17 protein-coding genes, 1 pseudogene and 1 other annotated feature are annotated in these 19696 nt (G+C 53.1%); of the genes and pseudogenes, 5 read left to right on the forward strand and 13 right to left on the reverse strand.

What is annotated here, in order from left to right; genetic code table 11:
- Window positions 1-25: 25 nt before the first annotated feature.
- Entirely contained in the window at window positions 26-610 is a 585-nt protein-coding gene (locus NYE48_RS14940; protein ID WP_036713801.1) for a TetR/AcrR family transcriptional regulator, read from the reverse strand.
- A 181-nt stretch (window positions 611-791) separates the two neighbouring features.
- Window positions 792-959 (reverse strand): annotated as a pseudogene (locus tag NYE48_RS14945) (GNAT family N-acetyltransferase); the annotation flags it as partial.
- A 199-nt stretch (window positions 960-1158) separates the two neighbouring features.
- On the opposite strand from NYE48_RS14945, the gene NYE48_RS14950 reads away from it, so the two are divergent.
- The gene (locus NYE48_RS14950; RefSeq protein WP_340999225.1) at window positions 1159-2214 is read left to right on the forward strand and encodes a flavin-containing monooxygenase; all 1056 of its coding nucleotides are present in this window, start codon (window positions 1159-1161) and stop codon (window positions 2212-2214) included.
- A 77-nt stretch (window positions 2215-2291) separates the two neighbouring features.
- On the opposite strand, the gene NYE48_RS14955 is transcribed toward NYE48_RS14950, so the two are convergent.
- Together NYE48_RS14955 and tyrS are read right to left on the reverse strand one after the other, a co-directional pair.
- Complete coding sequence (locus NYE48_RS14955; RefSeq protein ID WP_340999226.1) at window positions 2292-2759, reverse strand: ankyrin repeat domain-containing protein; 468 nt, start codon at window positions 2757-2759, stop codon at window positions 2292-2294.
- Window positions 2760-2790: 31 nt separating this feature from the next.
- On the reverse strand, window positions 2791-4062 hold the full coding sequence (tyrS, locus tag NYE48_RS14960) for a tyrosine--tRNA ligase (protein WP_340999227.1): 1272 nt from the start codon (window positions 4060-4062) through the stop codon (window positions 2791-2793).
- Between the two features lie 57 nt (window positions 4063-4119).
- Window positions 4120-4371: a binding site (T-box leader), on the reverse strand.
- 182 nt (window positions 4372-4553) lie between these two features.
- Here tyrS and NYE48_RS14965 point away from each other — a divergent pair.
- Both NYE48_RS14965 and NYE48_RS14970 read left to right on the forward strand, forming a co-directional pair.
- Entirely contained in the window at window positions 4554-5369 is an 816-nt protein-coding gene (locus tag NYE48_RS14965; protein ID WP_340999228.1) for an MBL fold metallo-hydrolase, read from the forward strand.
- Window positions 5370-5384: 15 nt separating this feature from the next.
- Entirely contained in the window at window positions 5385-6671 is a 1287-nt protein-coding gene (locus NYE48_RS14970; protein WP_340999229.1) for an MFS transporter, read from the forward strand.
- 125 nt (window positions 6672-6796) lie between these two features.
- Here the strand turns inward: NYE48_RS14970 and pepF are convergent, their stop codons facing one another.
- Window positions 6797-8596 (reverse strand): oligoendopeptidase F, encoded by a 1800-nt coding sequence (pepF, locus tag NYE48_RS14975; protein WP_212950760.1) that lies wholly within the window; start codon window positions 8594-8596, stop codon window positions 6797-6799.
- A gap of 363 nt (window positions 8597-8959) precedes the next feature.
- Here pepF and NYE48_RS14980 point away from each other — a divergent pair, with 363 nt between their 5' ends.
- Window positions 8960-9349 (forward strand): hypothetical protein, encoded by a 390-nt coding sequence (locus NYE48_RS14980; protein ID WP_036713795.1) that lies wholly within the window; start codon window positions 8960-8962, stop codon window positions 9347-9349.
- A gap of 194 nt (window positions 9350-9543) precedes the next feature.
- On the opposite strand, the gene NYE48_RS14985 is transcribed toward NYE48_RS14980, so the two are convergent.
- Window positions 9544-10380: a hypothetical protein gene (locus tag NYE48_RS14985; RefSeq protein WP_340999230.1), complete on the reverse strand. Its 837-nt coding sequence runs from the start codon at window positions 10378-10380 to the stop codon at window positions 9544-9546.
- 167 nt (window positions 10381-10547) lie between these two features.
- Entirely contained in the window at window positions 10548-10859 is a 312-nt protein-coding gene (locus NYE48_RS14990; protein WP_212950755.1) for an ArsR/SmtB family transcription factor, read from the reverse strand.
- A gap of 118 nt (window positions 10860-10977) precedes the next feature.
- Here NYE48_RS14990 and NYE48_RS14995 point away from each other — a divergent pair, with 118 nt between their 5' ends.
- Window positions 10978-12165, forward strand: a complete 1188-nt coding sequence (locus NYE48_RS14995; RefSeq protein ID WP_445324072.1) for an MFS transporter — start codon at window positions 10978-10980, stop codon at window positions 12163-12165.
- 82 nt (window positions 12166-12247) lie between these two features.
- Here NYE48_RS14995 and NYE48_RS15000 read toward each other — a convergent pair whose 3' ends face one another.
- The 6 genes from NYE48_RS15000 to NYE48_RS15025 form a co-directional block, all read right to left on the reverse strand.
- Window positions 12248-14320, reverse strand: coding sequence for a serine hydrolase domain-containing protein (locus tag NYE48_RS15000; RefSeq protein ID WP_340999232.1), 2073 nt, complete (start codon window positions 14318-14320; stop codon window positions 12248-12250).
- 188 nt (window positions 14321-14508) lie between these two features.
- Window positions 14509-16587 carry an alpha-glucuronidase family glycosyl hydrolase gene (locus NYE48_RS15005; RefSeq protein WP_340999233.1) on the reverse strand — a complete coding sequence of 693 codons (2079 nt, stop codon included), beginning with the start codon at window positions 16585-16587 and terminating at the stop codon, window positions 14509-14511.
- Window positions 16588-16624: 37 nt separating this feature from the next.
- Window positions 16625-17299, reverse strand: coding sequence for a GntR family transcriptional regulator (locus NYE48_RS15010; protein WP_212950750.1), 675 nt, complete (start codon window positions 17297-17299; stop codon window positions 16625-16627).
- 40 nt (window positions 17300-17339) lie between these two features.
- Complete coding sequence (locus NYE48_RS15015) at window positions 17340-18140, reverse strand: Nif3-like dinuclear metal center hexameric protein (RefSeq protein ID WP_212950748.1); 801 nt, start codon at window positions 18138-18140, stop codon at window positions 17340-17342.
- Window positions 18141-18349: 209 nt separating this feature from the next.
- Entirely contained in the window at window positions 18350-19201 is an 852-nt protein-coding gene (locus NYE48_RS15020; RefSeq protein WP_212950746.1) for a VOC family protein, read from the reverse strand.
- A gap of 25 nt (window positions 19202-19226) precedes the next feature.
- Window positions 19227-19634 (reverse strand): DoxX family protein, encoded by a 408-nt coding sequence (locus NYE48_RS15025; protein ID WP_340999234.1) that lies wholly within the window; start codon window positions 19632-19634, stop codon window positions 19227-19229.
- Window positions 19635-19696 lie beyond the last annotated feature (62 nt).

Below are 19696 nucleotides of genomic sequence, written 5' to 3' on the forward strand. Positions count from 1 at the left end.
TGAAGAAGCGTCAACGAACGCTCCATCAACAATCGAGAACCGACAGCGCGACGGCTGCGATTTCTTCCAGCTCTTTCGGGTTATTGGACAGCTTTGCCGCTTGCGTCATCGAATACCTGACATGGTACAAATACCGCGCCACCACATGCAGATCTTTGCCCGGCCCGATTTCTCCCTGCTCCTGGGCACGGACGAGCGCTTCGTAAAAAGCTTTTTCAAGCCGTGTCCGATCTTGCTCGAACAGCGCCGCCATTTCCGGATCATGGGGGATCTGGTCGATCGCGCTGTGCAAAATCATGCATTCCTTTTTCCGTTCCTCATCCTGAAGCGTGGACACGATGATCCGAAAAATGTCGCTGATCGTTCGTTTCACCGATTCCGCTTGCTCCAGTTTGGCGACAACCGACGAGGATTTTTCGTGTAAGTAATGTTTGGCGGCCTTGATAAACAAATCCCTTTTCGTCCCGTACGTGTCGTACAGACTCTGGCGGGCGATGCCCAGTTCATCAAGCAGCGTTTGGAGCGATGTGCCGTCATAACCGTAATGTCCGAACACTTCCATCGCCTTATGCAGGACAAGGGTCGTATCGAATTCTTTGTTCCTTGCCATCTAACGATACCTCTTTTCTAGGCCTCTTCATGCGGCCAGCAATTCGATCCTTCTTATCGGACCATTCAGTCTAAAACATGCGAATCCAAACCTCCTTCCTTTCATGTCCGTATATTATCATTTCCGGATCATTCAGTCAATAATAAAATCTTCGAACCGCCGGTACCGGCCAGTTCCCACGTCAATCGTATTTTTTGTACATGCCGACGGAAGCAGGAGCTCCGTATTCAAAACCGAACTGCCGGTACAACCGGTCTGCCGGTACATCGGCCATCAGGCTGACGTAAGCCCCTTTCGTGGCATGCCGATCCAGGTAAGCCGTCACCTCGGACATGATTTTTTTGCCGAGCCCTTGTCCCTGGCGTTATACATCCTTTCTTTTAGGTCATATCTAATCATAAATCACCCCAAGTCCATTTGTCATCAACTCTAAGGTGTTCATTTCACTGAAACGTTCAACGGTTCCTCAAAATAACCATATACTCATGATCATATATTCATATATAATGACTCAAAAGATCATTTTTGTATTTTGGAGGTATCGATACATGCTGGATGTTGTGATCATTGGCGGCGGTCAAGCCGGTCTTGCAGCCGCCTATTATTTGAATCAAAGCCGAGCCCGCTTTCTGATCGTCGAGAAAGGCCCAAGCATCGGCGACTCGTGGAGGCAAAGATATGATTCCCTGCAATTGTTTACTCCGAGAAAACACAGCCAACTGCCAGGTCTTTTGTTATCCGGCCGCCCTGAAGGATTCCCCGGCAAAGATGAGGTTGCGGACTACTTGTCCGCCTATGCCGTAAATTTTAGCCTGCCTGTCCAGTTCAATACGGAAGTCATGTCTGCGTTTGCCGTTTCCGGCGGTTTTGTCATCGAAACAACTCGGGGCGTGCTCCAAGCCCGAAACATCATAGCGGCAACCGGCCCATTCCACGTTCCGTTTATTCCGCCATTCGCCAACCAGATCTCCGCCGGCGTCACGCAGCTTCATTCATCCGTATACCGTAATAAGAATCAACTGAAAAAAGGTAACGTTTTGGTCGTTGGGGCCGGAAACTCGGGCGCCCAAATTGCCGTCGAACTGGCCGGCGCTTTCGATGTCCGTCTGTCCGCCTCGCGTCCGTTGCATTTCATGCCGTTGACCCTGTTTGGGAAAAGCATTTTTGATTATTATGAAACGTTTGGCCTCTTAAGGGCGGGGCAACTAACCAAACGGGGAATCTGGCTGAAACGGCAGCCTGAACAAATTTACGGGTTGGATTTACAAAAACGGCTCAAGGACAAAACCATTGCGTTATTGCCCAAAGCTGTTCAGGCGGAAGGCAACATCCTGACCTTCGAAGACGGCCGACGCCTAGAAGCGGACAACGTCATTTGGGCCACCGGATTCCGTTCCGATTTTTCGTGGTTGAAATTGGAGGATCATGGGGGTCGCCAGCAAAATGTTTGCCACCAAGACGGCGTGTCGAATGTGCCGGGCCTTTATTTTATCGGTTTGCCTTGGTTGACATGCAGAGGTTCGGCTCTGCTGGGCTGGGTACGGCATGACGCCAAACGCATCGTGCAGCACATCCTGGGAACATCATCAATCGGGATTCAATGAACCTATAAACATAATCCAAAAAGGAAGAGGAAAGCCGCATCGGCTTTCCCCTCCGTTGTACATTCGCCGACAGTTGCTTACCGTAACAATTCTATCATTTCCAGTTCTTCGCGGCCTCTGGCGATGTCGATCGGGGTCTGGCCGCTCCGGTCTTTTCGCGTTTTGTCGGCTCCCAGGCGCAGCAGCGCTTCGACGACATCCAGCCTTTCCTCGCCGTCGGATACCTGGGTGTGGAGCGGCGTGCTTCCGTCCTCCGCTGCCGCGACGTCCGCCCCATGGCGGACCAGGAGCGAAGCAATTTCGGGATACAGTGCGATATGCAGAGGCGTAATCCCATCCTCATTCCTGGCATGGATGTCCGCCCCCTGCCGAATCAAAAATTCGACCAATTCCTCGTTATCCGTCGAAACGGCGCCATGCAGCACTGAAAATTCGTATTCGTCTTTCCCGTGAATCAACGTCGGGTCCGCTTGCAAAATCCGTTTCACGGCCGTAAAATCATCGATCTCCGCTGCTTCGTACAAATCTTCGAACGTATAGGTCATTGCTGCCCCTTCCTTCCCCCGATAAAACGTTTTAATGTCCTTCGTCAATCACGATTTTAACAAATTTCCTTTTGCCTGACTGCACGATGTCGCCGTGTTGGATCCGGATCGGCTCGTACGGGTCCGACAGCTTTTTCCCGTTGATTCTGACCGCGCCTTGCGTTACGCTGCGCCTTGCTTCGCTGTTGGACGCCGCGAACCCGAGCATGACCGGCAGCTTGCCGGCCGGAATGCTTCCTTCCTCCAGATGATCGCGGCTTAGCGAAAATTCCTCAATATCTTCCGGAAGCGAGCGATGCTGGAATACGGAGGCAAAATGCCTTTCCGCTTGTTCTGCGGCCTGCTCGCCATGGTACATCTGAACATACGTTTTGGCTAATCGGACTTTCGCGTCGCGGGGATGGATCTCCACGTTTTCAAGCCCTTTCTTCAGCAGAAGCAGGTCGTCGTTCGAGATCGGCGTACTCAATTCGTAGTATTTTAACATGAGTTCATCCGGGATCGACATCGCTTTTCCGAACATATCATTCGGCGAATCGTCGATGCCGATGTAATTGCCGAGGCTTTTGCTCATTTTTTGCGAACCGTCAAGCCCTTCCAAAATGGGCATCAGGATGGCGATTTGGCTGCTTCTGCAATCAAGTGCGTTTTGGAGCGTCCTCCCCATCAATATGTTAAACGTCTGATCCGTGCCTCCGAGCTCAATGTCGCTTTCCAGCGAAACCGAGTCGTACCCTTGCATGAGCGGATAAAAAAACTCATGGATGTGAATGGGCTGGCGATTCGCGTAACGTTTCGCAAAATCATCCCGCTCCAGCATTCGCGCCACCGTCACCTTCCCCGCCAACTGCAGCGCATCTTCGAAATTCAATCTTTGAAGCCATGCGGAATTAAAATAAAATTGGGTCTTTTGAGGGTCAAGAAGTTTATACAGCTGCTTTTCATACGTGGCGGCGTTACGTTTGACATCCTCTTCCGTCAGTTGCTTCCTCGTTTCGGATTTTCCCGTCGGATCGCCGATCCTCCCCGTAAAGTCGCCGATGATCAGCTGAACCTCATGTCCCAAATCCTGAAACTGCCTCAGCTTGTGCAGGACGACGGTATGACCGATATGGATGTCCGGGGCGGACGGATCCAGCCCGAGCTTCACTTTCAGCGGTTTTCCCGTAACGATCGACGACGCGATTTTTTGCGCCAACGCTTCTTCCGGAACGATGTCCGCCGTTCCTCTGCGAATGATGTTCAGCTGCCGGTCCAGCTCTCGTTTTTGTTCATCCGACAACTGTCTTACCCACGATTCCATGTGTGTCTCCCCCTTAAGCTCAACCAGAAATAATAAAAAAAACAGCCCTCTCTCCCATCAAGGGACGAGAAGGCTGTCTCGCGGTACCACCCTAATTAAAGAAGTTTTGGAATAACCTCTTTCGCTTATTTGTCATAACGGCATCTGGACATGCCGGGTAAAAGCTACTGTGCGCGCATTTCGCTTTTCCAGCTCCGGATCGTAATTCGGGAACATGATCGCACCGGTTCACACCAGCCACCGGCTCTCTGCAGACGTCCATTCAAGCTCCTTACTGAAGGTGTACACCCTATCCATCATCGCTTTCCTGATATTCAATTTTTTCCATTTAATCAAAAAATGCCATGGATGTCAACGCCTTTCTTTCACCGGCATGGTCTATGTCCGACATGGATCTAACAATTATCCATTTACAAATCGGATCCGTTCCGGTATATGAAAAGAGCGGGGAAAAATGGTTGATCCATTCTAAGGAGCGTGATCTGTAAACGATGAAAATTCACTTTTTGGGAACGGCGGCCGCCGAAGGCGTGCCAAACGTGTTTTGCCGCTGCGATACGTGCTTGCAGTCGAGGAAGCTCGGCGGGAAAAACGTCCGCACGCGTGCTTCCGTCATCCTCGACGACACTTGGAAATTCGATTATTCGGCCGATTCGCAGATGCAGGCTCTGCGTGACGATATCGATCTGGGCCAAATCGAGCATCTGCTTGTGACCCACACGCATTATGATCATTTTCAGCCGCAGGATCTTATCAGCCGGATCGAAGGTTTCGCGCACGGCATCGAGCACCCGCTACGGATTTACGGCAACGATCTCGTCATGTTTCATTCCCGCCAAGCCCTCGGACACTTCAAAAACCGCTTTGTTTTCCATCGCATGAAACCGTTTCAACCGGTGCCGATCGGCTCCGCAACCGTGACGCCGCTCCTTGCGGACCACGACCCCATGGAAACCTGCTTGCTTTATTTCGTGGAGAAAGACGGCAAAACGCTGCTCTACGGCAATGATACCGGATGGTTTCCCGATGCGACCTGGGAATGGCTCCAGGGCAAAAAAGCCGATATCGCGATCCTGGACTGCACCCATGGCTTGACGGGAAACAACCGCCAGTCCGGACATATGAGCGCAGATACCATCCTCGACGTTCAAAGAAAATTTCTGCAGGAAAGGATCCTGACCGAAAACGATCTGATCTACGTTACCCACTTCACGCACAACGCCGGCCTGCTTCACGAGGACTGGGTCCGAATATTCGAGCCTCACGGCATCGGAGTGGCATACGACGGCCTTATCCTCCATGTCTGACTTTCAGGAGAAACCATGAACTCTACTCTGCGAAAAGATTATCAAGGTAATCGCCAGCAGCCGGTCACCGTCATCGCCATCGTTACCGCGCTCTGTCTGCTCGGGGATTCGATGCTCTACATCGTTTTGCCGATTTACTGGAAGGAGGCCGGTCTCACGGCCCTTTGGGAGGTTGGCCTCCTCCTTTCGATCAACCGGTTTGTCCGCTTGCCCATCACGCCGCTGATCGGGCTGCTCTATCGAAAACTGCCGCTCCGGGTCGGCCTTGCTTTTGCCGTCCTGCTGGCATCCGTGACAACGGTCGGTTACGGCGTGTTGAACGGGTTCGCCGCGTGGCTCGTGCTCCGGTGCCTATGGGGGATTGCGTGGTCCTTTCTCCGCATGGGCAGTTACTTAACGGTCATCCGTTATTCCGACGATTCGAACCGGGGCCACCTCATGGGGCGGTTTAACGGAATTTCACGCCTCGGAAGCCTGGTCGGCATGTTGGCCGGAGGCATTTTGGTCCCGTTTACCGGCATGGATGCCGTCTCCGTCGCATTCGGGTTGTTTATGCTGGCGGGACTTCCTTATGTTGCGTTACATATCACCGGCACCACCGACCGGACGGCAAATGGCGGCTACGATTCACATCAGCAGAAGGATCGCGGCAACCACCTGCGCGAGAACGTCTGGACGAAACCCGTAATGAAAATCATCGCTACCGGCTTGCTCTTATTTCTCATCCAAACGGTATTAACTTCTACGCTAAGTCTCCTGATCGAAACCCACTATGCGCAGCCGATGATGCTCATCGGCATGATCGTGACAAGCACGATGCTGTCGGGCGTGCTGCAAGCGGTTCGCTGGGCCTGGGAGCCGTTTCTCGCTTCTTTGTTCGGCCGATGGTCGGACGGAGTCAAGGGGAGACTGCCTCTTTTCCGTATGTCATTGATCGTTTCGGCGGCGGGATATGCACTGATTCCGTGGCAGCTTCCCGTCTACGTTTGGTGCGCGGCCATCTTGTTCGTCATGGCAGCCAGTACGGCCATCACCACGTTACTGGATGCTTTGGCTTCGGATGCCGCCCGTCTTTCTTCCGTCATCGCCGTCATGACCGCTTTTTCGGTTGCTGCGGATTTGGGATCGGCGATCGGCCCGATGCTGACGTATTTGATCCTCAACCTGCCTCACGGTATCATGTACACCTACATGGGAAGCGCCGTCGTTTTGGTGGTGCTGGCGATATGGCATCGGTCAAATGCGCAGTTGGTTAACGAGGCCGCACAAAAAAACTTGGGCCCTTTCGAAAAATCCCAATGATGAATGAAAGCTTGGCACCCTTTTACTTTCCGGACGACATAAACGAAAAACGGCAGTCTCCGATGGTATGCATCGGAGACTGCCGTTGTTGGATTCGGCTTCTTTGAACGTTTGGCGCAAACGGCTTAATACAAGCTTTCCAGCTCATCGATAAGCGATCCGACATAGGCAGCCGCGCTGCGGATCGGATCGGGCCGGGACATGTCCACGCCGGCCAGCTTCATCAAGTCCAGCGGGCTCATGGAGCCCCCGGCTTTAAGGACTTCGAGCCAGCGGTTCACGGCCGGCTGCCCTTCCTCCCGGATGAGTTTGGCTACCGCCGTGGATGCGGTAAGCCCGGCAGCGTAAGTATACGGGTACAGGCTCATATAGTAATGCGGCTGGCGCATCCAGGTCAACTTGGCATGGTCATCGATGACCACATCCTCTCCCCAGAACGAGGACAGGATATCCCCTTTCAGGTCGCACAGCTTCACGGCCGTGATCGGAACGTTGGCCATAGCCAGATCGTACACCCGGCGCTGAAGCTCTCCTTCAAGCAAATGGGTGACGAAATTGTGGTAGTAGGTGCCGAGCAGCTGGGAAATGACCCAGCGGCGCATCCTCGGATCATCGGAACGGGACAGCAAATGATCCGCAAGCAGAAGTTCGTTCATCGTCGACGGCGCTTCGATGAAATACAAGGACGGTCTGTAGTTCGTCAAACGCTGGTATTTGCTTGCGAGCATGAGGTGGCCTGCATGACCGACTTCATGCGCGAGCGTAAAGGCGCCTCTCATGCTGTCCGCCCAGCTGATCAAAATATAGGAATGCACTCCCGGAATGGAGCTGCAAAACGCTCCCGTTCTCTTTCCGGCATTATCCGCATAGTCCACCCAACGGTCGCGGAAAGCGGCCGACACGATTTCCCCGTATTCCGGACCCAGAATCGATAAAGCTTCCTTGATCAGCTCGCCTGCCTCCTGAAAAGAAATGCTCGGATTGAACTCGGGATCAAGGGGAGCCTTCAAATCCGCAAACGTCATTTCGTCCAAACCCAGCACCCGTTTCTTAAGGGCGGCGTACTTTCGCATATGCGGCGCAAGTTCTTCCTGCAAAATATCCAAAATATTGTTATACATTTCTTTCGTGACCTGTTGGGGCGTGAGCAGCATGTCCGTGACGGAGTCGTATCCGCGCAGGCGCGATTCGATCACTTGCCGTTTCACTTCGGTGCCGTACGTTTCGGCAAACGTATTGCGGTATTTGTGCAGCGTTTCGCTGAAAACTTTGAACGAATTGCGGCGCAAATCGGTATCCGGTGATTCGACGTATTTGTTTTCATAAAGCGCAAACGACACCGGTACCTCCTCCCCTTCGCCGTTTAGGGCGGACGGGAACGTCATGTCTGCCAGCTTGCTGCGTTCATAGATGCGATAAGGCGCTCCCAAAATTTCGCCGAACGAAGCCAGTACCTTTTCGGTTTCCGCCGTCAATCGATGCGGCTTGGTTTGCAAAAGCAGCTGCAGGCTGCGCTTGAAATCCTCAAGGGCAGGTTGTTCTTTTATGTACTGCTCGATCGTTCCGTCAGGCAGCGCGATGATTTCCGATTTGATGAAAGACAGCGCGGTGCTGACCAACGAAGATACATCCCGGGCTTTGGCCGCTTTGATCTGATTGTCCGGATTGATGCTGTCTCCCGACTGAAGCAGGTGAGCATAAGCGGCGGTGCGGTTGGTTCTGCCCAGGAGTTCTTCCTGCGCAACCAAACAAGCCAGCAGCGTATCCGCCCCTTCGCCGAGTTTCCCTTCGAACCGGGTAACGGAAGCGATATCCTGCTCAATGGCCTTCAGCTCCTGTTCCCATGCCTCCGGGGTCGCAAAAATATCGTCCAAATTCCATGTGGATTCCACGGCCACTTCCGACCGGGTCAAAATTTTCGCCATACGCTAAGCACCTCTCCCATGATATGAATTGACCAATGTTTAGCTCCAATAAATCCCATTGTATCATACTTTTTTACGCCGTCACCCGGAAGATTTGTACCTACTGACAGCAAAAATGGTAATTTTTACATAACCAGACTATTTAGGCTATGCTCGATGTCAGGTCAGATCCGCTCCAAATGCCAAACGCTCCGGATTCCGAGCGCGGAAGCTCCGGGTCCCAGCCAAACTTTAGGATATTTTAAAGAACGATTAAGGTTCCCCTCAGGTTTGCCGTTTACAATGACATTAGGCTGGCAACCCGCTTCCCGAAACTTTACGCAGACCATACGCACGATAAAACAAGAAAAGAGGATTTTCACCATGAACATAAAGCGAGTGATGATTGTCGGAACGATGGTAGTCATATTGTCCTTTGGAAACACCGCGTTAAGCGGCTCCATCACAAGCGCATGCCCGGCGCCGAAGTGGTCCTCCACGGACGCTCCGGAAAAAGACGATTTTTTGAAGGCACTCAACCAGTCGTCCGACGAGGAATTGGTTCAATCTTTATACGAAGGCAAATCCCTGCATGACATTGCCTCAGAGCAAGGCGGCGATATCGAAAACGTCATCGAGCTCCAGGTCGCCCAGCTTTCGAAACAGCTGGATGACCGGCTCCGTAGCGGCAGCATAACCGCAGAGCGGCATGCCGCGCATAAAGCCGAAATCAGGGAACTCGTAGAACAGAGCGTCTATACCTCCTTCGGCTGACGGAAGGTACATAAGAAGCAGATGCTCCGTGCCTAAATTTGATATTCTGCTCCGAAAACCAACAAGGACTTTCTCTCCATCGGAACGTTGCGGCGATTGCCGCTCCTTCCGGCGGGAGAAAGTCCTTATTCGTGCATCAGGCGATGATGGGCATTAACGGCCAAATGGATGATGCTCCATCCGGACCGTCTGCATTAGCGATGGACAACGCCATGGATCTTCCGGTACAAACCCCGAATCCATCGAATGACCGTTGGCAGCAGCATCAGAGCGACGACGGCCCCGATGATCAAATACACGATTTGGCTTTTCCGTTCCTCCGATACCATGCGTTCCACGCTTGTTCCGATCAAAATGACGCGCTTCTCATCCTCCCCCGGCAACGCAAACGGCTCCAGCCGTCCATCGCGCGCCAAAGCGATGACCGCCACGTGATCGCCCGGAGAAACGGCATAATAGCCGTAAGCCTTTTCTTTCGGGCTTTCGACCAAAAGCGGACGGGAAGAATCGCCTTCATAAATATTCGGTACTTCATCCGCATCAACCGTAGAAGCATTCAAGGGCAGCCAGTCCGAGTAAAACCGGAACCAATCCGATTCCACGATGGCCCCGTTTACGCCCATCAAACCCGAAACCTCGGGCTTCCGGTCTTCATTTCGCTTATAGGAACAACCGCTTTTGCTGCACTGCCAATAGAACGTTTCCTTTTGGATCAGCGCGAAGTGAGCCCTGAGCTTGCCTTCGTCCGTGAAGGCGGCCGTGCCCTCGGCCTGGCCTTCGAGCTTGACCATGCCTGTCGTCTCGTCGGTCAGTTGATCGACCGGCGTCGCGTTTAATATGATCGACGTCAGCCGGGCCGAATCCCCATATAGCAGAATCATGCCCAACAAAACCACGAATCCAAGCGCTTTTAAAAATCCGAACCAGAACCTGGAGCCCCAGCTTTCCTTGGGGGTTTTGCGCTTGTTTTTGTTTTTGGATGCTTTCTTTTTGCGCGCATGGCTGTACTGGTATACATGTTTTGGTGCCAATAATGCCGCTCCTTCCCCTATTTGCTGCCCGCAAACTTATATCGTTATCTTATACGTTTTTTTGCAGGCAGCCGGTTTCGTACGCGGACATAGATAGGTTTTACTGCGGCCAAGAGCGGTCAACCCCGGTTTCCGCAAGGTGTTCCCGCCGATTTTGGCGTCCCCTCTTATTCCTCCTGCCGGAAATTGAGCAGTACGGCCGGCAGCAAGCCGGGAAATCGGGCATTCAAATCCTCGTAGCGAATCGAAATAAACCGCTGGGTGCCTTCGATTCTCGTATGAACGATTCCGGATTCGCGAAGCACCTTAAAATGGTGGGACAAGGTGGACTTGGGCGCATCGATCTCCAGCGAGCTGCAGGACTGCTCGCCTTTTGCATCCAAAATTTTGATGATGTTCAAACGGATCGGATCGCTTAAAGCATATAAAACCGTGGTCAGGTTCAATTCATCCGTGCGCGGATGATACAAAGTTCTCATGATGGATCATGCACCTTTCTCGGACATATCTTGTTGCTTGCATTGTACCATAATCCATGCTATATTTCCATTGTTCGAATATATTCGTACATACGAATTAAAACGGAGGAATAACATGATGAACCGCAATATGGCTTTGTTTTTCTTGATTATGTTCGCGATCGGAACCGACTCGTTTATCGTCTCGCCGCTGATGCCGACGCTTCGCGAGTCCTTTGGGATCACCGTGGCGCAATCGGGCTGGTTCGTGTCTGCCTACGCCTTGGGATATGCCGCTTTTGCCTTGATTGCAGGACCGTTATCGGATGGATGGAACCGGAAAAAGGTGCTTGTGTACGGCTTGTTCGCTTTTGGCTTGTTCACGCTGCTTTGCGGTTTTGCCGCGGGCTTTTGGCAAATGGTCGCTTTTCGTTTTTTGGCCGGCGTCAGCGCCGCTTTTGCCTCGCCGCAAATTTGGGCCGCCATTCCGCAGCTGGTGAAGCCGCAAAACGTATTAAAAGCGATGGGCATCGCAACCGCAGGGCTGGCCGCTTCCCAAATGCTGGGCGTTCCTCTCGGAAGTTACCTCGCCGCATCCGGCTGGCATACCCCGTTTTTTGCCATCGGCGCTGCCGCCTTCGTACTCGCGACTCTCGCCGCGATCCTGTTGCCTGCAATGCCCGCTTCGGGCTCGAAGAACACTTCAATTTGGGGCAGATACCGTTCCCTGATGTCCGGATCCGCTCCGAAACTCTCGTTCATCGCCTACTTCCTGTTTCAATTCGGAAACTTCGGGGCCTTCTCTTTCATGGGAACCTGGCTTTCCGACCGTTTCCATCTGAGCGTTGCGGGCGTCGGAACCGTCATGCTGTTTCTTGGTTTGGGAAATATGATCGGCAGCTTTTGGGGCAGCGGTTTTACGGCCAGATTCGGTCAAAGGCATGCATTCGCATACGGCGTTATTTTTATCTCCCTTCTGTATTTGCTGCTGCCCTTCATGCCTAAACTCGCCCTTGTCGAAGCAGCATATTTTCTCATTTTCCTTGCCCTGAGCATGTTGTTTCCCCTCATGATGAACGCGCTGCAAAAATTGTCTCCGACCGTGCGCGGCACAATATCGTCCCTTGCCAATTCGTCTATGTATTTCGGTACGACATTGGGCTCATTGACAGCCGGACTTTTATATTCCTGCTCAGGAGCATTTATGTCGGTCAGCCTGTTAGCCGCCGTCTGTTTCTGTCTTTCGCTCGGGCTGTTTTCCGGCAGCGGGGCGTTTAGCGCCGTTTCCCCCGTTTTATCCCATAAAAAGCAAACATTAAAGCAATGACGTTTGAAGCCAAAAAAAGGCGGACATCCCGGTATGTATTCCGGTGCCCCGCCTTTTTGCGCATAAACCAGTTAAAGATGGACTACTTTTTTAACGTAATGCCGAAGGTCGAACCCGCTTCCCCGGCAAAAACGACGGTTCCGTTCTTCGGCAGAACGACTTCGTTTTTCCCCGTGGCGACGGTGAAGTTCATGCAGGTTCCCTTTTCGTCATAGACCGCATACGAACCCCGTGCCGGCATGTTGACCGTCATTTGTTTTCCGGCCGCCCCATCCGGAATGGTGAACCACTTGGCGTAGCCGTCAGGCTGGATCGTCACCGTGGACTGTTTCCCTTTATAGAGCGCTTTTATCTTTTCACCGCTGACGTAAAGTCCCCCGGCTGCCTCCAGGTACTCCGTGCCGTTCTCCTTATAAAAATGGAATTCCGCCTGATCGCGGCCGCTCATGGCCGGAATCTGCAGCTGGCTTGCCGCCGTGTCGGGGCCGGTAATTTGCCTGTCTCCGAAGTATCCTTTCAAATCATCGGCGCGGGTGATTTCGACCGAAGGCTTCATCATGTATATCAGCGAATCGAATTTCTCGTTGATCGGATAGTACGTTTGGCCCTCGCGTTTCGACCACGCTTTTTCGGCTTCCTTGGAGATCGGGTGCTCTTCAAGCTTTTCCGCCAGGTATTGGGATACGGCGATTTGCCCTAAACCCGGTATGCTGGTGTATTCCCGGTCCCACAGGTACGTGCGTCCGTTTTTCTCCTTGACGAAAGCAAGCTTCGCGGTTCCTTCCGCGTTCACGAATGTCCCGTCCGCCGTGTAGACGAATTTTTGTTCGGGAGCCCCAAACGCGCCTGGCATCGACAGCGTAAGCTCGCCGTTATGGATGGCGACGCGGATTTGTTGGCCCAAGGCGCCGTAATATCCTGCGTAATTTTTCACTTCGCTTGGCATGTCGGCCTTTACCGGCTTGCCGAACGACTTCTCGGGCTTGATCGCTTGGATCGCTCCCTTTTCCTTCAACGCTTGCAGCAGCAGTTCAGAGGCCAGCATCTGGTTCGTCGAACTGCTCCCCCCGGAAGACAAGACGGCAGCGGCCATGTTCTGCTCCGGAAGCACGACCAATGAAGCATGGTACAAAACGGTGTCGCCGCCCTTGACCAAAGCCTTGATGCCGTAGTCGTTAAACGGATACAGCCTTACACTGTCCCAGCCGAGCCCGTAATCGACGGAATTGTCGGCGTCTTTAGGCCACAGTCCTTTTTTGTATTCCTCCTGCTGCATGGCTTGAATCGACTTTTCCGATAAAATTCCTTGTTGTTGTCCCGTAAACAGCTGCGAAAATCGCGCCAGATCCTCCGCCGTCGAGTAGATTCCGCCCGTGCCGATCACGTTGACCGTTTCATTGGGAAGCTGCGCGTCAAATCCCGGATAATAAAGCCCGGCAAACTTGCCTTGCCCCAGGGGATCCTGCGAAGTTTTCGTATGATCCATGGACAGCGGGCCGGTAAAATGCTGATGGATGAATGCGGTAAAATTCATGCCGCTGACTCTTTCGACGAGAATTTCGGCCAGCGTGAACCCGTCGTTGCAGTATACGGAAAAGGCGCCCGGATCGGCCTTGAGCCGTTGCGATGCCAGCTGTTTAAGCAGCGTGTCATGCGCGTACGTGTCTTGATCGTTGAACAGGAAAGCATTGCCGAGGCTGGACCCCTGCAGGCCCGAAGAATGGTTGAGCAGCATGCGCGGCGTAATTTGCTTATACCGTTCGTCCTTCATTGTAAAATCGGTTATGTACTTCACAACCGGGGTATCCAGATCGATTTTGCCCTCATCGACCAGCTTCATAACGGCCGCTGTCGTAAACATCTTGCTGGTGGAACCGATGCCGTACATCGTATCCTTGGTCAGCGGAATCTTCCTTGCCGGATCGTTGAGGCCCGTTTGACCCGAAGCCAATATCGTGCCGCCGTCGATGAGCGCATATTGGACGCTGGTCGTCCCGTATTTTTCGGTAAGCAGCGCGGCTTTTTCGGCAGCGAATTTCTCAAGCCCTTGAACCGCTGCGACAGCTTTGCTTTCGGATGCAAGCGCCCCGGTCGGCACCAGCGGAGTCAGCGCAAGCGCGGCGGCCAGCAGCCAGATGAACTTCTTTTTCCTCATATAACATACCTCCTTGGAGTTGGGAATCTCATAAGTTAGTACGTATGACTAGCAAAAATGGTTCAACTTTCCACTTCAAAAATCATGAAAAATGCAGAAGATTTGCGGCCAAACGCAACATATCCTGCATCTTGAAAGTTCCTTACCTTTTATAGATCGGTCTTATCCTGCGGCCAGAGGTCCGAAGCTTAATAGATCGGGCGGCCGTGACGGTCTTCGATTCCCGACTTCCGGAAAAAGTACGTGTTGACGACATCTCTCCACTCCCTGGCATTCGCGAGCTGAATCCGAAGCCGTTCCATCACCTGTGCATGGCGTTTCGCATCGATTCGCCCTTCGAGGCCTTGCCAACGTTCGATGAAAGCCTCCACGCCTTCCACCCCTTCGAAGTGGCTGTCATAAATATGTTGAATGACCGTTTTGCCTGAATGCAGCGTATGGGTGTACGGCACGTGATGGAAAAAAAGCAGCAGCTCGTCCGGACAAGTCTCCGGCGATTCGTAACGCTCCATGTTTTCGGGAAAATACTGCGACGTGTACCCCGTTCCGTCCTTCACGGTCCGATTCACGCCCATGCCGCGGCAATCGGCATAATGATACGTCCCCCACACGGAATATTCGTAACCGTCGACGTTCGGCCCGTAGTGATGCCCCGGGTTCACCATCCATCCGATCCCGAGCGGCGACGTATAACTTTCGTATACCCGCCAGGATTCGGCAAGCATGGAACGCAAGACTTGATAAACCTTTTCATCTTTGCCGAATGTGAGCCGGATCCACTCCGCCGTGATCGCCTCTTCCGAAAGGTCCGGATTCCACGCCAACCGCCCGAAGCCGTAAAGATTGGCCTGCGCCAGCGTATGCCCGGTCCAATTCGGATCGTCTCCCACGTTGATGACTGCCGCCATCCCGGAATGTGCATAAGGGTACGTTTCTCCGGCGACGATCTTTTTTACTTCGGTACCTCTGCCCCGCGCAAAAGTATCGAAGTCAAGCACCTCCTTCCACTGCGGAACGAGATAACATAAATGTTTTTGCTGGCCCGTGTATTCCTGCGTGATTTGAAACTCCGCCATTTGGTTGGTCTCCGGCATCGCGCCGAATAGCGGGGAAACCGGCTCCCTGACCTGAAAATCCATCGGCCCGTTTTTGATTTGCAAAACGACGTTTTGCTTGAACTGCCCGTCCAGCGGCTTGAAGTGGTCATAGGCGGCTCTGGCCCGGTCGGTCGTGCGGTCTCTCCAGTCCTGAAGGCAGTTATAGACGAAACATCTCCAGACAACGATGCCGCCGTACGGTTCGAGCGCCTCCGCAAGCATGTTCGAGCCGTCCGCATGCGTCCGGTTGTAGGTAAAGGGGCCGGGCCGGTGCTCCGAATCCGCTTTCACCACAAATCCTCCGAAATCGGGGATGTGCCCGTAAATTTCGGCGGCCTTTTCCTTCCACCATGCCCGCACGCGGGAGTCGAGAGGATCGGCCGTATCCAGTCCTCCCAGCTCGATCGGGCTCGCATAATTGACGCTGAGGAACAAGGCGATTCCGTACCGGCGGAAAATCCCGGCCACCTCCGCCACGTCCGGCAAAAACCGGGACGTGATCAGCTGCGTTTCGGTCTTGTGAACATTCACGTTATTAATGGCCACGCCGTTAATGCCGACGGAAGCCACCAGCCTCGCATAATCCCTGATCCGAGCCTGGTCCCGAACAAACTCGTTATCCTTGAAAAAGATCGATTGCCCGGCGTATCCGCGTTCGATCGAGCCGTCCATGTTGTCCCAGTGGTTCATCATGCGGAGCCCGTTCCGCGGATTTTCCAGAATTTGCAGTCCGCTCCGCAAATCTCCGGTTTGCATCAACCTCAATAAATGGAATGTGCCGTACAGTACGCCTTTGCCGGATTTTCCCGCTACGAGAATCGACTCCCCCCCGTTTTCCGGGACGGACCGGATGACATAACCTTCCTCGTGCAAGTCGTGTAATGGCGCCAGTTCCCGCAACCGTTCCGGCAAAGCCTCGTCGAATTGGACGAGCCGGACGACGTTCGCTTCAAGGCCGTTCGGATCTTCCGCCGTTTCCGGCACCGACCCGGTCATCTCCGTCATGCCGTAAACAAGCTCCGCCAGCGCCGAACGGATTTGTTCCGACGAGCCATGGACGGTAATTTTGGCCAAACGCGGGATGCCTTCAAGGGATTCATTTTTCGTATACCTCAACCAGCAGGGATCGGCATCCGAATAAGGAAGCTTATCGTTTTTATCAAGCGTCATTTTCGTTTCCCCTTTCGTTTCTCCTCTATGCATTGCTTTAGATAAAGTAGTGCGGGTACTTTTCCTTCAACATGTCCTGTTCGATTACGACAAGCCGCAAATGGTTTTCCATGATTTGCACGGCTTGCTCCTTCTCCTGCCGTATGATGAGCTGGTACATTTCTTTATGCTGCTGGATGATATGCTCCCAGTGGGAGTCCTTCGACAGACGCAGCAGCCGGAGCCGGTTGAAATGGATATTCAGCTGCTGCAGCATTTTCCAGGTTCGTTGCTTCCCCGAAGCTTCAAACAAAATTTGATGGAATTCCTCATCCAATTCGTACAGCTTGCAAACATTGTTTTGGGAGGCGCAAACCTCCTGCATCGCGATGTTGGCTTCCATGCGAAAGCGAAAATCATCCCCGAACTGTCCGCAAGCCAGCGCCACGATCTCTTTTTCGATTTTTTCCCGGATAAAACGGCCTTCCTCGACATGCCTCAGATTGATTCGGGAAACGATGGTGCCGCTCTGCGGGATGATGTCGAGCAGCTCCTCCTCCGCCAGTTTCATGAAGGCTTCCCGAACGGGCGTCCGGCTGACGTTCAGCTCGTTGGCGATCTCTTTTTCCGAAATTTTCGTTCCCGGCTCAATCTCCAGATGCATGATTTTGTTCCTCAACAATTGATAGGAGTAATCCCGGGTCGATCCTTTGATCTTTTGTTCCATGGACATACGGCAACCTCTTTCTGCATTCGCTTCGTAGGGTATTCATTCATATGATTAGCAGCGGCGACGGCGTCCGGACAAAATGAACCGGCATGCCGGGGAACAGATCCCCGATCAGTTCCGCCAGCAGTTCCATGCCCGGCTCTTCGCTGGCCGCATGACCCAATACGAACAACGAACGGCCGATGCCTTGGGCGGCCGCATCCCGGACGTATTCCGGCGTTTCCCATTCGGGACCTTCCCCGGCGAGCAGGAGATCGACTTCCGCTCTCTCGTACAGAGGAATGGCTACCTCGCCGCCCCCCCGGTATCCTACGGCGATGCCGATGGTTTGACAGGCGGTTTCCATGCTCCCTGCCGCGCGCAGGTAGGGAAGATGAAGTTTGCTTTTGACATGGGACGCGATCTCGCGAATCCGGCGCGCTTCCGGCAGGGTCACCACAACCGCGGCATCGGCATAGTCGTGCTGGTACCGCTCCCACTCCAATGCACGAAGCAGTCCCCGGGTGATCAAATCGGGATTTGTCCGGTGCGGATGGTCATGATACCGATAGATCGCCATTCCTGCCGATTGAATGTAACTCTCCTTCATGAGTCGAACCCGGCTGCGATCGGCCGTCCCCCTCCCGCCTTCCTGATGGCGGTAAAACGCCCCTTCGTGGGTAATCAGCAAATTGGCGCCAAGCGCCGCCGCTTCCTTGATCGCTTCGTAAGAGGCGACAAACGATACCGCGATGCCGCGGACGGCCGTTTGGCCGCTTCCCGCAACGATGCCGTCCACCGTGGTTTCGTATGGCCCGAATGCACGATGCAGTTTGTCGATCACATTCTGTACGGTGATGCTCAAACGTTTCCCCTCCCCATGGCGCATGCTCCATCAAAGGCACACTAGTATAACTAGTATGGTAGTTTGGTTTGTCTTATTGTAATGGACAATGTTCATCAATACAATCATTGAATTTAATCACTTGGCTAATAAATGTTAGAAACCAGAAAAAAACCCATCGCATGGCCTAATGCCTGCAAATGGGCTTGAATCAATCCGTATTGGCCGGTTTAAATCAACAGCCGGATCCGGTTATGGGACGGATCTTCCGTAATCCAGGCAGCTTGGCTTTCATGAACGGTAACACCCATGGCCTTCAGCCGCCGAACGGCGCTTTTTCTCGCTTCCTCGTCCGGAAATACGATATCGAAGGAAGCCAACCCGGCGCTGTTTTCCGCGGGCGCAGGAGCGCCTACCCCGTTCCAGGTATTTAACCCGATATGATGGTGATACCGGCCCGTCGAGATAAATAACGCCTGGTTGCCAAGCCGGCTGACGACATCGAAGCCCAGCCCATGGCCATAAAATGTTTCGGCCTCCTGCAAAGAAGAGACATGCAGATGGATGTGCCCCATCAACGTCTCCGCAGGAAGGCCGTCCCATTGGGCTCCCTCCCCTTCCTGCAAAAGATCGCGAATATCAAGGGCCCGGGTATCCATGACGACCTGCCCGTTGGCCCACGCCCATGACGATGACGGCCGGTCGGCATATATTTCGATGCCGTTGCCGTCCGGGTCCGCCAAATACAGGGCTTCGCTGACCAAATGATCCGACGCCCCTTGAAGCGGAATCTGGTGCTGGATAAAATGCTGCAGCACGCGGGCCAAATCGGACCGCTTCGGCAGCAGGAGCGCAAAATGGTACAGGCCTGTCGTGCGCGGCTGTTTCGGCGAAACCTGTCCGGGTTGTTCGATCGATAACAGCGGGGTTTTGCCGTCCGCCGTCAAGATCGCTTTTCCGTCGGACTGCTCCAAAACGCGAAATCCGATCACATATTGATAAAAGGCAAGCGAACGCTCCAAATTGGAAACTTTTAAGTCCACCTGGCCGATAAAGGTGTGCGGTTTACGATGAAAGTTCATGTTACGCCGAGTCCTCCGTTTTGATTTATTGTTGTTTCGATCGAAAAATGAGATTATCCAATGCGAGCGATGAGCGGTTGCCGATGATGAAGTACACGGAAATGATCAGCAGCGCCAGGTCGATTTCGTATCCCGGAGATTGGTTGCTCCCCAAAAAACCTGCGGCCAGTTTTACCTTGAAGATTGCTCCGGCCATAATCAAGACAAACAAGCACGCGATCACCCGCGTTCCAATCCCGAGAATCATGGCGGCTCCGCCGATGAGCTCGATCGTCGCCACGATGTAAGCCGCAAAACCCGGCAGACCCAAGCTTTCGAAAAATGCGGCCGTGTTGCCGATGCCTCCTTGGAACTTAGCCAAACCGTGGGCGAAAAAGGCAGCGCCTAAAAAAATCCTCAACAACAACGCGCCGATTTCTTGTTTTTTTGTCATGATAAGAATTCCTCCCTGATAACCTATTGGACATAGCGTTATTTTTGTAAGTTAATTACTTT

It is taken from the genome of Paenibacillus sp. FSL M7-1455, from assembly GCF_038004655.1.
Taxonomy (GTDB): domain Bacteria; phylum Bacillota; class Bacilli; order Paenibacillales; family Paenibacillaceae; genus Paenibacillus_AQ; species Paenibacillus_AQ cookii.